Source organism: Alloyangia pacifica (assembly GCF_020524285.1).
GTDB lineage: Bacteria > Pseudomonadota > Alphaproteobacteria > Rhodobacterales > Rhodobacteraceae > Salipiger > Salipiger pacificus_B.
Genome location: NZ_JAIVKX010000011.1, coordinates 215,340 through 229,002, shown reverse-complemented (window position 1 = coordinate 229,002; position 13,663 = coordinate 215,340). Strand labels below are relative to the sequence as shown.

The 13,663-nt window shown below is 68.7% G+C and carries 11 protein-coding genes; all 11 read left to right on the top strand.

All coding sequences use genetic code 11. The annotated features are described in order from the left end of the window. The first annotated feature begins 7 nt into the window (after positions 1–7). A complete protein-coding gene (locus LC039_RS16780; protein ID WP_226626574.1) occupies positions 8–1,111 on the top strand; it encodes a M24 family metallopeptidase in 1,104 nt (367 codons plus the stop codon). Beyond that, positions 1,108–2,106, top strand: coding sequence for a zinc-binding dehydrogenase (locus tag LC039_RS16775; protein WP_226626572.1), 999 nt, complete (start codon positions 1,108–1,110; stop codon positions 2,104–2,106). Before LC039_RS16780 ends, LC039_RS16775 begins: the two co-directional genes overlap by 4 nt. Before the next feature lie 158 nt (positions 2,107–2,264). After that, the gene (locus tag LC039_RS16770) at positions 2,265–3,863 is read left to right on the top strand and encodes an ABC transporter substrate-binding protein (RefSeq protein ID WP_226626571.1); all 1,599 of its coding nucleotides are present in this window, start codon (positions 2,265–2,267) and stop codon (positions 3,861–3,863) included. A 67-nt stretch (positions 3,864–3,930) separates the two neighbouring features. After that, positions 3,931–4,704 (top strand): aspartate/glutamate racemase family protein, encoded by a 774-nt coding sequence (locus tag LC039_RS16765; RefSeq protein WP_226626569.1) that lies wholly within the window; start codon positions 3,931–3,933, stop codon positions 4,702–4,704. Positions 4,705–4,707: 3 nt separating this feature from the next. Beyond that, on the top strand, positions 4,708–5,742 hold the full coding sequence (locus LC039_RS16760; protein WP_226626567.1) for an ABC transporter permease: 1,035 nt from the start codon (positions 4,708–4,710) through the stop codon (positions 5,740–5,742). After that, positions 5,739–6,587 (top strand): ABC transporter permease, encoded by an 849-nt coding sequence (locus tag LC039_RS16755; protein WP_226626565.1) that lies wholly within the window; start codon positions 5,739–5,741, stop codon positions 6,585–6,587. Before LC039_RS16760 ends, LC039_RS16755 begins: the two co-directional genes overlap by 4 nt. A gap of 1 nt (position 6,588) precedes the next feature. After that, entirely contained in the window at positions 6,589–7,479 is an 891-nt protein-coding gene (locus tag LC039_RS16750; RefSeq protein WP_226626563.1) for an ATP-binding cassette domain-containing protein, read from the top strand. Next, entirely contained in the window at positions 7,476–8,282 is an 807-nt protein-coding gene (locus LC039_RS16745) for an ABC transporter ATP-binding protein (protein ID WP_226626562.1), read from the top strand. Before LC039_RS16750 ends, LC039_RS16745 begins: the two co-directional genes overlap by 4 nt. A 114-nt stretch (positions 8,283–8,396) precedes the next feature. Then, positions 8,397–10,424, top strand: coding sequence for a hydantoinase/oxoprolinase family protein (locus tag LC039_RS16740; RefSeq protein ID WP_226626559.1), 2,028 nt, complete (start codon positions 8,397–8,399; stop codon positions 10,422–10,424). Beyond that, positions 10,421–12,142: a hydantoinase B/oxoprolinase family protein gene (locus LC039_RS16735; RefSeq protein ID WP_226626556.1), complete on the top strand. Its 1,722-nt coding sequence runs from the start codon at positions 10,421–10,423 to the stop codon at positions 12,140–12,142. The genes LC039_RS16740 and LC039_RS16735 overlap by 4 nt, the downstream gene beginning before the upstream one ends. A gap of 139 nt (positions 12,143–12,281) precedes the next feature. Continuing rightward, entirely contained in the window at positions 12,282–13,646 is a 1,365-nt protein-coding gene (locus tag LC039_RS16730; protein ID WP_226626554.1) for an LLM class flavin-dependent oxidoreductase, read from the top strand. The last annotated feature ends 17 nt before the right edge of the window (positions 13,647–13,663 follow it).

The following is a 13,663-nucleotide window of genomic DNA, read 5'->3' as shown; positions in this document are numbered from 1 at the left end:
CCATCTGATGGCACAAGTCACCGAGCGCCTTGCGGCGCTGCGCGCCAGCCTGCGCGAGACCGGCAACGACATGATCGCGCTGGGGCCGGGCCCGCACATGCACTGGCTTCTGGGTTTCGAGCCGCATGGCGATGAGCGCCTGTTGCTGCTGTTGATCACCGAGACCGGCATCGGCTTCGTCATGCCCGCGCTCGAGGCCGACAGCGCCAGCCAGCACAGCGATCTGCCGATGCATCTCTGGAGCGACGCCGAGGGACCGGACAAGGCCCTCACGCAAACGCTGGAGGCGGTGGGCGGCACTGCGGCGAAACAGGTGGTGATCGACGAGGGCATGCGCGCCGACTTCGCGCTGACCCTGCTCGACCGGCTTCCCGGTGCGGCGCATGTCTTCACCGAAAGCACCATCGGCCGGTTGCGGATGAAGAAGGATGCGGCCGAGCTCGCCGCGCTGAAGGAAAGCGCGGCGCTGGACGACCGTGCCATGCAGGCCGCCTTCGCGGCGCTGAAGCCCGGCATGACCGAGGACGATCTGGCGCAGGTGATCCGCGACACCTTCGCCGAGGCCGGTGCGGGCCCGCTCTTCACCATCGTCGGGGCAGGGGGCAACGGCGCCTTCCCGCACCACCAGACCGGCAAGACGGTGCTCCAGCGCGGCGATGCCATCGTCATCGACATCGGCGCGCGGCTGAACGGCGCGCCGTCGGACATCACCCGGATGGCCGTGCTGGGCGAGCCGCCCGAGGGCTACGACGAGATCCACGCCATCGTCGAGGGCGCGGTGCAGGCCGCCATGGCGGTCGCGCGCCCGGGCATCCGGGCGCATGAAATCGACGATGCGGCCCGCGGCCACATCGCCGCGGCGGGATATGGCGAGTACTTCCTGCACCGCACCGGCCACGGGCTCGGCGTCGAGGTGCACGAGCCGCCCTATATGACCGCCTCGAGCCAGACCGTGCTCGAGGAGGGCATGGTGTTCTCGATCGAGCCCGGCATCTACCTGCCTGACCGTTTCGGCCTGCGCCTCGAGGACATCGTCTACCTGACCGCGGACGGCTGCGAGCGGCTCTCGGAGCTTTCCCGCGACGTCGCCGTGGTGGAGGTGGCGCAATGAGCAGGGCCTGGCACATCCACGACTATTCCGGCTACCAGAGCCTGCGGCTCGAGGACGAGCCCCTACAGGAGCCAGGCCCCGGCGAGCTGCGCCTGCGGGTCGAGGCCTTTGCCCTCAACTGGGGCGACATGGACCTGATGAAGGACAACTACTCGTTCTCCTTCAAGAGCTTCCCGGCCAAGGTGGGGATCGAGGCGGCGGGGATCATCGATGCGATCGGCGCTGGCGTCGAAGGCTTTGAGATCGGCGAGCGGGTCTCCTCGGTGCCCTATTTCTACTACAACCGCGGCGCCAGCGGCGAGAGCCTGGTGATCGACGCGCGCTACGTGGCCAAGGCCCCGCCGGGTTTGACGGCGGTGGAATGCGCGTCGATCTGGATGCAGTACCTGACCGCCTACTTCCCGATCTCCGAGATCACCCCGCTGGGCCGGGGTGACGTGGCACTGGTGACCGCGGCGACCAGCACGGCCGGGGCGGCGATGCTCGAGATCGGCCGGGCGCGCGGGGTCACCATGATCGGCACCACCCGCAACCCCGCCAGCGAAGCCTACCTGCGCGAGATGGGCGCCGATCATGTCATCGTCACCGGGCGTGACGACGTGGCGGCGAAGGTGCGGGACGTCTCGGGCGGAAAGGGCGCGAACCTGGTGTTCGACCCGGTGGGCGAGGGGCTGATCCACCAGTATTCGCCGGCGCTTGCCCGCGATGCCCGCATCTTCTTCTACGGCACGCTCGACACGGTCTGGCCGCAGTTGCCCTTCGTCGACATGTTCCAGGCCAACGCGACCTTCCAGCCCTACTCGGTGTTCAACTACGTGGAGACCCCCGAGGCGCTGGCGCGCGGCACGGCCTATGTCGCCGAGGCGCTCGCCAGCGGCGCGCTGAAGCCGCGCGTCGACCGGGTCTTCCCGATGGAAGGCTACATCGAGGCCTGGGACTACCTCAGCCAGCCGCGCAGTTCTCGCGGCAAGGTCGTGATCGAGACCGGGCTCTGAGGCGATGCTTTCCACCCCTCCACATACGAGCTTCGGCGTCGCAGTCCGGCGCCCGCGCGGAGGGAGACACCAAGGGATCCCGGCGGACCACCTCCCTGCCTTCGCCGGGGCCCAAAACCACAAGAACAGCAACGACCAACAGAGGAACTGACATCATGATGAAGAACCTGACAGGTCCGCTCCTGGCCTGCACGGCGGCGCTGGCGCTGGCCAGCGGGGCCCACGCCCAAGAGCGTCCGCTGCGCCTGGACGAGAGCGCCGTGGGGGAGATCGATCCGGCGAAGGGCACGGACTACGCCGACACCGTTCTGGCGGTGAACCTCTACGAGGGGCTGGTCTACCCGCAGAAGGGCGGCGCCGGCGTGCAGCCCTGGCTGGCAGCGTCGTGGGAGATCGATGGGCTCGAGTACACCTTCACCCTGCGTGACGGCGCCACCTTCGCCTCGGGCAACCCGGTGACCGCAGAGGACGTGGTCTACAGCTTCAACCGCCTGATGGCGCTTGGCCAGGGCGCGTCGTCGCTGTTCCAGGGCCGCGTCGCATCGGTCGAGGCGGTGGACGAGAAGACTGTGAAGTTCACCCTCGACGGCCCCTTTGCGCCCTTCCTCGGCGCCACCGCGCGGCTTTGGGTGGTCGACAGCAAGCTGGTGCAGGAACACCAGGGCGAGGGCAGCTTCGGCGAGTTCGGCGATTACGCCTCGGACTGGCTCTCGGCGAACTCCGCCGGCTCGGGCGCCTATGAGGTGAGCGAGCACGACCCGCAGATCGAGACGGTCATGGTGCCGAACCCGAACTACGGCGGCGAGGCGGTGGATCCCGCGGCGCCCGACGAGGTCACCTACCGCTACTCGCTCGAGGCCTCGACGGTCCGCGCGCTCATGGCCCGCGGCGAGCATGACATCTCCTCGCTCTGGCTGCCGCCGGAAGTCTACAAGGCGATGGCCGAAGAGGGCACCGTGCATCTCGAGCTCGAGCCGGGCGCGACCGGCGAGTACATCAAGCTCAACACCGCCCGTGCGCCGCTCGACGACGTGCACTGCCGCCGGGCGCTGATGTACGCCTACGACTACCAGACCACGCTGCAGCTTCTGACGGTGACCGAAGACGCCAAGCAGGGCATCCCGATGAACGCCGCGCTGCCGCAGGGCCTGCTGGGCTCGGACGTCGACGCCCCGGCCTTCGCGCAGGACATGGACAAGGCGAAGGCCGAACTGGCCGAGTGCCAGTACGACCCGGCCGAGTATCCGCTCGACATCGCGTGGATCGCCGAGGTGCCGGCCCGCGAGCGTCTGGCGCTGCTCATGCAGGCCACCTTCAGCCAGCTCGGCTTCAAGGTGAACGTCATCCGCACGCCCTGGGCGCTGGTGTCCGAGCAGGTGACCAAGCCCGAGACCGCGCCGCATGCGGTCGAGATCGCCGTGAGCGCGCTGACCCCGGACCCGGATTCGCTGCTGTTCAACATGTACAGCTCGACCGTGCCGCCGACCTGGATGTCCGCCGAGCATCTCGAGGATGCCGAGGTCGACGAGCTGCTGACCCAGGGCCGCACCGAGACCGACGAGGCCAAGCGCGCCGAGATCTACCGCGAGCTCAACCTCAGGCTGCGTGACCTCGCGCCCGACATCTTCGCCTACGAGTTCACCGGCGTCTACGCGGTGCGCAACGGCGTCGAAGTGCCGAACCTGTCGAACGCCGACAGCCGCTACCCGCTGTCGAGCTACTCGATGCTCTTCAAGGACATGCAGATCAACGACTGATCTGACCCGCGTGGCGGCGCGTTTTGCGCCGCCACGCACCCAAGAAATTCAGTCACGGAGTGAAGACATGCGCATCCTCTGGGTCAATCCCGGCGGCAGCCCGGACTACGACGCGGGCATTGCGGCAGAGCTGGCCGGTGCGGCCCGTGCGGGCACGACAGGGACCGTGGTTTCCTTCGCGGCCGACGCGGTTCCGCCGCATCTGGAATACGATTCCTTCGAAGCCATGGCGATCCCGCAGATCGTGCGGCTGGCGCATCAGGCCCGGGCCGAGGGGTATGACGCCTACGTCATCGGCTGCTTTTACGACACCGCCCTCGAGGCCGCCCGCGAGGTGTCGGGAGACATGATCGTCACCGCCCCCTGCACTGCGGGCCTCGAGCTCGCCGGGGCCCTGGCGAGCCGCTGCACGATCCTGTCGGCCACGGCCAAGGCGGCCTCTCACATCACGCGCCGGATCCGCGGCTACGGGCTCGACCACCGGGTCACCTCGGTACGGCCGCTCGGGCTCCTGCCCACCGAGTTCGCCTGCGATCCGGGTCTGACGGCCCGCCGCGTCGAGGAAGAGGCCCGCGCCGCCATCGAGACCGAGGGGGCCGAGGCGATCCTGCTGGGCTGCACCCTGGAATACGAAGCCGCGGCGGCGATCGGCGACCGCCTCGGCGTGCCGCTGATCGACGCGGTACGCGCGCCCTTCGCCCTTGCCGAGCACCTTGCGCATGTCTCGCAGTCCTTCGGCTGGCGGCCCGGCCGGGTCGGCGGCGCGATCGCCCCTGCCGCGCAGGATCTCGACCACCCCGCCTTCGCGCCCGCCGCGATCGCCAATCGCGTGGAGTTCTGAGCCATGGGACCTATCCTGCGCCTGCTCACCCATCGTCTGGCGATTTCGCTGCTCGTCCTCGTCGGCGTGTCGATGCTGATCTTCTTCGTGGCCCGCGTGGTGCCCGGCGATCCGGCCCGCATCGCGCTCGGCCCCAACGCCTCGCAGGAGATGGTCGACGCGCTGCGCGAGGCGCGGCATCTGAACGATCCGATCATCGTGCAGTACGGCTGGTTCCTGCGTGACCTGGTGCAGGGAGACCTCGGGACCTCGCTCTACACCCGCCGCCCGGTGACCCAGGACATCGCGGCCTATCTGCCCGCGACGCTGGAGCTCGTCTTCGTGGCGGGAGCGCTGATGATCCTCATCGGCCTGCCGCTGGGGCGGGTCGCGGCGCGCTACAGCGGGCACTATCCCGATCACCTCGCGCGGCTCCTGTCGGTGCTCGCGGTCTGCACCCCGGCCTTCGTCTGGGGGGTGATCCTGCAGTTGCTGCTGGCCTACATCTGGCCGGTGTTCCCGCTGGAAGGTCGGCTCTCGACCGGCGTCGTGGCGCCGGACAGGATCACCGGATTCTACACGCTCGATGCGCTGATGACCGGTCAGCTCGGCACCTTCTTCGACGCGCTCTACCACCTTATCCTGCCGGCCACGGCGCTCGCGCTCTCGGGCATCGGCCAGACCGCGCGGCTGACCCGCTCGTCGATGATCGAGACCTACCGCAGGCCCTATATCGACATGGCCCGCGCCTATGGCTTCAGCGAGCGCAAGATCGCCCGGCGTTACGCGTTCCGCCCGGCGCTCATTCCGACGCTGACCATTCTTGGCCTCGATTTCGCGGCGATGCTGGCAAACGCCTTTCTCGTCGAGCGCGTCTTCGTCTGGCCGGGGCTGTCGCGCTACGGGGTCGAGGTGATCCTGCGCAAGGATCTCGACGCCATCGTCGGCACGGTCATGGTCATCGCCGCGATGTTCCTGATCACCAACCTCGTGGTCGACGTGATCGTCTCGATCATCAACCCGCGCATCCGCTTGTCCGAGAGGAGGGCAAAATCATGAGCAGCCGCCCGCAATCCATCGCCTGGGCCGAGTTCCGATCGAACCCGATCTCGATCCTCGGCCTCGTGCTCGTGGTCTTCTGCGTCGGGCTGGCGCTTCTGGCCGACGTGATCACGCCCTATCCGACCCATGTCGGGCCGATCGGCGATTTCACCGCGATTAACCAGGCGCCCTCGGCGGCGCATTGGTTCGGCACCGACACCATCGGGCGCGATCTGCTGACCCGGATCATCTATGGCTTCCGCCTGTCGCTCTCGATGGCCGCGATGGTGCTGGTCATCGCCATGCCCGTGGGCGTCATCCTCGGGCTGCTCGCGGGCTACAAGGGCGGCTGGATCGAATTCGCGATCATGCGTCTCACCGACATCTTCCTGGCGATCCCGCCGCTGGTGCTGGCCATGGCGATCATGGGCTTCCTGCCCGCCACGCTGACCAACGCCATGCTCGCCGTCACGGTGATGTGGTGGCCCTGGTACACGCGGCTCGTCTACAACGTCGTGCGCTCCGAGGCGCGCGAGGGCTACGTGCTGGCCGCCGAGGTGATCGGCGCCTCCTCCTCACACGTCATGTTCCGCGAGATCCTGCCCAACTGCGCCCCGGCGGTGCTGACCAAGATCACCCTCGACGTGGGCTTCGTCGTGCTCATGGTCTCGTCGCTGAGCTTCCTCGGCCTCGGGGTGCAGCCGCCGACGCCCGACCTCGGCTCGATGGTCGCGGACGGGGCGAAATATATGCCCGACGCCTGGTGGCTGTCGATCTTCCCGGCGCTGGCGATCATGCTTCTCGTGCTGGGGTTCAACCTGCTGGGCGACGGGCTGCGCGAAGCCTTCGATGCGGAGGTGTGAGATGAGCGATCCGGTTCTCAACATACGCGATCTCAAGCTCGCCTTCCGCAAGGGGCGCCAGGTGACAGAGGTGCTGCACGGCATCTCGCTCCACGTGAACGCCGGCGAGAAGGTCGCGCTGGTGGGCGAGTCCGGCTCCGGGAAGTCGGTGACGGCGCAGCTTGCCCTGGGCAGGCTCCAGCAAGAGCGTGGCACGCTGATCGAGGGTCTGGTGCAGGTCGCCGGGATCGACGCGACCCGCGACCCGCGTGCGCTGGCCCGCGTGCGCGGTCACCGGGTGACGATGATCTTCCAGGATCCCACGTCGGCGCTGAACCCGGTGTTCCGAATCGGCGAGATCTTCGCGCAGGTGCTGCGCGCCGGCGGCCGGCACGTGTCGGATGCCGAGGCCCGCGCGACGGCCGAGGCCGCGCTCGCCGAGGTCCACATTCCCGATCCTGCCCGCGCGCTCGCCAGCTACCCGTTCCAGTTGTCGGGGGGCATGAACCAGCGGGTGATGATCGCCATGGCGCTGGTCAACGAGCCCGAGCTGCTGCTGGCCGACGAGCCGGGCACCGCGCTGGATGTGACGGTGCAGGCGCAGACGCTGAAGCTGATGGACGAGATGGTGACCAAGAAGCAGGCCGCCGTGCTGTTCATCTCGCACAACCTCTCGGTGGTGCGCGAGTTTGCCGACCGGGTCTACGTCATCTACCGCGGCAAGCTGGTCGAGCACGGCCGGGTGGATCAGCTCTTCGGCAATCCGCGCCATCCCTACACGCGGGCGCTGCTGGCGGCCGCGCCGAAACTGGTGGGCGGCGGGTTGCCGGACCTGCCCGAACACGAGCCCGCCTTCCGCGATCCGCTGATCGTGCACGAGGGCTGCGGCGAACCCGAGGAGCTGCGCACATGAGCGAGGACATCCTTCTGCGCACGGTGCGCCTGTCCAAGCATTTCACCGTCGGCGATCACGAGGTGAAGGCCCTGCAGGACGTCTCGGTCGAGGTGCGCCGGGGCGAGTGCCATGCCGTTGTCGGCGAGTCCGGCTCCGGCAAGTCGACGCTGGCGAACATCGTGCTGGGCATCTACCCGGCGACCTTCGGCGAGGTGATCTTCGACGGAAAGCCGCTGCGGCAGGACCGCGACAGGTCGCTGCGGCGGCGCATCCAGCTCGTGCAGCAGAACCCGCTCTCGGCGCTCAACGCCCGGCGGCGGATCGGCGCCTCGGTGCGCCTGCCGCTGGATGTGCATGACATCGGGCCGCGCTCCGGCCGCGATGCGCGGGTGCGTGAACTGCTCGAGGAGGTCGGGCTCGACCCGGAGATGGCGCGGCGCACGCCGGCGTCGCTTTCGGGCGGGCAGCGTCAGCGTGTCGCCATCGCCCGCGCGCTGGCGGCCGATCCCGATCTCATCGTGCTCGACGAGCCGACCTCGGCGCTCGACGTGCTGGTGCAGGCGCGGGTGCTGAACCTGCTCGACCGGCTGCGGCGCGAGCGCGGGCTGACCTACATCTTCATCACCCACGATCTTGCCGTGGTGCGCGCGCTGGCCGACCGGATCAGCGTCTTCGTACACGGCGAAAAGGTCGAGACCGGGAGCACCGAAGAGATTTTCTCGGCGCCGAAAGCCGGCTTCACCCGCGAACTCATCGGCTCGGTGCCGGTGGCGAGCGAGGAAGAAGACGCGCTGCGCCGGGCCATCCGGGCGGGCGCCTGACAACGCGCGCCCCTTACCGCCTCGCGAGGCGCGCGCGCCGCGCCTCGTAAACCACCCGCTGAGACGCGGAGCACCCCGCCGCACCGCGCGTGCCGGGGCAAGGAGTATATTGCCATGGTTACCAGAATTGGTGTCGACATCGGCGGCACCTTCACCGACCTCGTGTATTTCGACGAGGCCACCGGCCAGACGCTCGAAGGCAAGGTGCCGACCGTGCCCTCGGCTCCCGAAGAGGGGGTGATCAACGCGATCCGCCAGCACGTACCGGCCGAGATCATCGCTTCGGCGCAGTTCTTCCTGCACGGCACGACGGTGGGTCTCAACGCCCTGCTCGAGCGCAGCGGCGCGAAGATCGGCCTGATCACCACGCAGGGCTTCCGCGACGTGCTGGAGATCCGTCGCGGCGACCGGGCCGAGATGTACAACCTCTTCTGGAAGCAGACCGTGCCGCTGGTGCCGCGCCGGCATCGGCTGGAGGTGGGCGGCCGGATCATGGCGAGCGGCGCGGAATGGGCGCCGCTCGACCGCGGCTCGGTCGAGGCCGCGGGCCGCGCGCTGATCGAGGCCGGGGTGGACGCCATTGCCGTGTCACTGATCAACGCCTATGCCAACCCGGCGCATGAGCTCGAGGTCGAGCGCATCCTGCGCGACCTCGGCTTCACGGGCGGGGTGTCGCTGTCGCACCGGATTTCGGGCGAGTACCGCGAGTACGAACGCACCTCGACCACCTGCATCGACGCCTTCGTGCGCGGGCGGATGTCGAACTACCTGCGCCGGCTCGATGCCAAGCTGCGCGAGCTGGGCTTCACCGGCACCAGCCTGATCACCCGCTCCGGCGCCGGCTCGATGACCTTCACCGAGGCCGAGGAGCGCCCGTTCGAGACCATCATGTCCGGCCCGGTGGGCGGCGTGCAGGGGGCGGTCGAGCTGTCCAAGGCACTGGAGCTCTCGGCGGTCGTCACCGCCGACGTGGGGGGGACGAGCTTTGACACTGCGCTGGTTCTGGACGGCGCGCCGCAGATCCTCTTCGAGGGCGAGATCGACAACATGCCGATCCAGAGCCCCTGGGTCGACGTGCGGTCGATCGGCTCCGGCGGCGGCTCCGTCGCCTATGTCGACGCCGGCGGGCTGATGCGCGTCGGCCCACGCTCGGCGGGCGCGGTTCCGGGGCCTGCCTGCTACGGCAAGGGCGGCACCGAACCTGCGATGACCGACGCCGCGGCCTACCTCGGGATGCTCGGGCCGGGCGATCTGGCCTCGGGGATCACGCTGGATATCGGCAACGCGGAAGCCGCGCTGAAGTCCGTGGGCGACGGCATCGGCACCAGCCCGGAGGAGACGGCGGCAGGCATCATGCGGATCTCCTCGGCGGCCATGGCCATGGCGATGCGCGAGATCTCGGTCGACCAGGGGCTCGACCCGCGCGAGATGACCCTGCTGCCCTTCGGCGGCGCGGGGCCGCTCATGGGCACCTTGCTGGCCGACGAGCTGAAGATGAACAAGGTCGTCGTGCCGCCACTGGCGGGGAACTTCTCGGCCTGGGGTCTGCTGGGGGCGGACATGGTGCAATCGGCGGCGCTGACCCGCATCCTCGACCTGGTGCCGGGCTGTATCGACGAGATCGACGGCACGCTCGGCGGGCTCTTCGACACGCTCGAGGCGCGCAGCGACCACCACGCCGACGCCGCCGAGAAATCCGCCCGGCTCGACCTGCGCTACAAGGGGCAGGAGCATTGGCTCTCGATCGATGTGCCGATCGAGGGGGGCAAGCTCGGCAAGCCGATTGAGGTGATCCGCGACGAGTTCGTCGCCGAATACGCGCGAACCTTCGGCGCGACGATGAACGAGAACGTCGAACTGGTCTCGGTGCGCGCCGCGACCGCCGTGCGCCTGCCCGAGCGGGCGATGGGCACCAGCCGCGCCACCGCAGGGGAGGGGGCGGCGCGCGAGTTGCTGGTTTATTCCTTCACCCATGGTGAACGCAGGCCCTTCGCGGTGATCGCGCGGGCCGACATCGACGGCAGCCTCCCCGGGCCGGCCATCGTCACCGAAGAAACCACGACAACCTTCGTCGACGCCGGGTGGACGATCCACATCGGCGGCATGGGCGAGATGATCCTGAACCGGGAGGTGCAGCAATGAAACGCAAGGACCCTGTGATCCACAATGCCGGTCAGGCAGGCTTGCCCACCGCCGGCACCGCCGATCCGATCACCACGGAGGTGGTGCGCCACGCGCTCAACTCCGCCGCCAACCAGATGAAGCGCGCGCTGGTGCGCACCGCCTATTCGCCGGTGATCTACGAGGTGCTCGATTTCGCGGTGGCGATCTACGACGACAAGATCCGCATGCTGGCGCAGGCGCCCTCGCTGCCGCTGTTCATGGGCACGCTGTCGTTCTGCATCGAGGAGGCGGTGAAGAACGTCGGCGGCGTCGAGAAGCTCGATCCCGGCGACGTGCTGCTCTACAACTGGCCCTTCGGCACCGGCTCGCACCCGCAGGACATGGCGGTGATCATGCCGGTGTTCCACGACAGCGGAAAGCTGATCGGCTACACGGCGATCAAGGGCCACTGGCTCGATATCGGCGCGAAGGACCCCTATTGCACCGACACCACCGACACCTTCCAGGAAGGCGTGATCTTCCCCGGCGTGAAGATCTACAAGAAGGGTGCGCTCAACGACGACATCTTCCGCATGGTCATCGCCAACACCCGCGTGCCGACCGCGGTGAAGGGCGATCTCGACGCCCAGGTCACCGGCTGCCGGGTGGGTCTGCGCGGGCTGCTAGAGGTGGTCGAGCGCTTCGGGCTCGAGTCTTTCGACGCCTCGGTGGCGCATATGTTCGACCACGGCGAGGCGATCGTCCGCAGCTACTTCGAGAAGATCCCTGACGGGCGCTACGTCGGGCAGGGGGTGATGGACGATGACGGCATCAACCCGGACAAGATCCCCTTCGAGGTCGTCATCGAGGTCAAGGGCTCGGAGGTGACGCTCGACTTCTCCGAGGTGCCGGACGCGCAGGAGGGGCCGGTCAACTGCCCGCTGCCCTCGACCATCTCGGCGAGCCGGGTGGCGATCACCATGCTCGCGGGCTACGGCGAGCCGCCGCACGAGGGGCATTTCCGCCCGATCAAGGTGATCACCCGCCCCGGCAGTATGTTCGACCCCGAGCCGCCGGCGCCCTCCTTCCTCTATGGCTGGCCGGCGCTGCAGGCGGTCGAGGTGATCTACAATGCCGTCTCGCGCGCCATGCCGGACGCGGTGCCCGCCTGCTCCGGTGGCTGCATCGACTCGGTGGTCTGGTGGGGCACCCGCGAGGAGACCGGCGAGCCCTGGACCGACGGCGCACCGCATCCCTGCGGACAGGGCGCGTGGAACGGCGGCGACGGCGGCACCATGCTGCACATCGGCGAGAGCGCGACCCGCTTCACCCCGATCGAAGTCTGGGAACAGCGCAACCCGTGGCTCATCGACCAGCTTGCGCTGGCGCAGAACAGCGGCGGCGCCGGGCAATGGCGGGGCGGGGCGGGGATCGACCTGCATTTCCGCATGCTCGAGGACACCTATATCACCACGGTCTGCGAACGCTCGAAGACCGCGCCCTGGGGCCTGCAGGGCGGCGGCGAGGGGCGCCCGAACAACGCCCGCATCCTGCACCCCGACGGCCGGCTCGACGATCGTCCGAAGACCACCCGATACAAGGTGCCGAAAGGCGGTGTCCTGCAATTGCTGACCGGCGGCGGCGGCGGCTACGGCGCCCCTGCGGCCCGCCCGAAGGAAGCGGTGCTCGAGGATCTCTCCGATGGCTACATTTCGGAGGACTTCGCCCGCGCCAACTACCCTCACGCCTTCGAATGACCGGTCGGGCCTCGCCGTTTGGCGGGGCCCGGACCTTACAGGCGCGCGCCGGGCCGAGGGGCCCGCGCCGCGTCCCGCAGTCATCATCCGCCGGGCGGCCGGCACGCCGCCGCCCGGTCAGACCACGAAAGAGAGAGCCATGTCGCGCACGGACCAGATCAAGATCGCAGCCATCGCCAATGGCTACGGCAGCCACACTTCCGCCTGGCGCCATCCGGGGGCCGCGCACAATGCCTCGCAGAGCCTGCAGGCCGTGCTGCACCTCGCGCGGGTCGCCGAGGCGGCAAAGCTCGACGCCATCTTCCTGCCCGACAGCAACCAGCTCAGCGCGCGCGATCCGGAGACGCTGAGCCGCACGGCGCGCTACAACGTGAAATTCGAGCCCTTCACCATCCTCTCGGCGATGGCCGCGGTGACCTCGCGGATCGGGCTCGTGGCGACCGCCTCGACCACCTATTCCAACCCCTACACGATGGCGCGGCTCCTGGGCTCACTCGACATCCTGAGCGGCGGACGGGCGGGCTGGAACGTGGTCACGTCCTATGTCCCGGCCGAGGCGGCGAATTTCGGGCTGAAGGATCTGCCGCCACACGCCGAGCGCTACGCCCGTGCGCATGAGTTTCTCGACGTCGTCCGCGGTCTTTTCGACAGTTTCGAGGATGACGCCCTGGTGCTCGACAAGGCCGAGGGGCTTTTCTACGACCCCGCCAAAGTGCACGAGCTGAACCACGAGGGCGCGCATTTCCAGGTCCGCGGGCCGCTCAACCAGCAGCGCCCGCCGCAGGGCTACCCGGTGCTGTTCCAGGCCGGCGGCTCCGAGCAGGGGCGGGAACTGGCGGCCTCCAATGCCGATGCGGTCTATTCCGGCGAGCCGACCTTCGAGCGCGCCCGCGCGCTCTATGCCGACATCAAGGGCCGGATGGCGAAATACGGCCGCACGCCGGAGCAGCTCAAGATGATGCCAGGGCTCTACGTCTGCGTCGCAGAAACCGACGAGCTTGCGCGGCAGAAGGCGGACTACCTCAATTCGCTGGCGCATCCGAAGCTGATCAAGGCCATGGTGTCCAGCGCTTTGGCCGGGCTCGATCTTTCGGGTTACGACGTCGATGACACGATCCCCAGCTTCGAGGATCCCGAGGTTGTGCATATTTCCCAGTATCACACCTTTGCCGAGATGGCGCGCGAGGGGATGACCATCCGGCAGATGCACGACCGTCTCGCGAATGGCGGAGCCGCGCATTTCGCCGTGGTCGGCTCGCCACAGACGGTCGCGGATTTCATGGAAGAGGCGTTCCAGACCCGTTGCGCCGACGGCTTCTCGCTGAGCCCGGCCGGTGCCCCGGACGGGCTGGAGAGCTTCTGCCAGCTAGTCGTGCCGGAGCTGCAGCGCCGCGGCCTGTTCCGGACCGAATACGAGGGCACGACGCTGCGCGACAGCTTCGGGCTGGCCCGGCCGGACCATCCGGTGGTGCGGGCGGCACGCGGCACCGCCAGCGGGAGCTGAGGCGGCGCTGCCGGAGG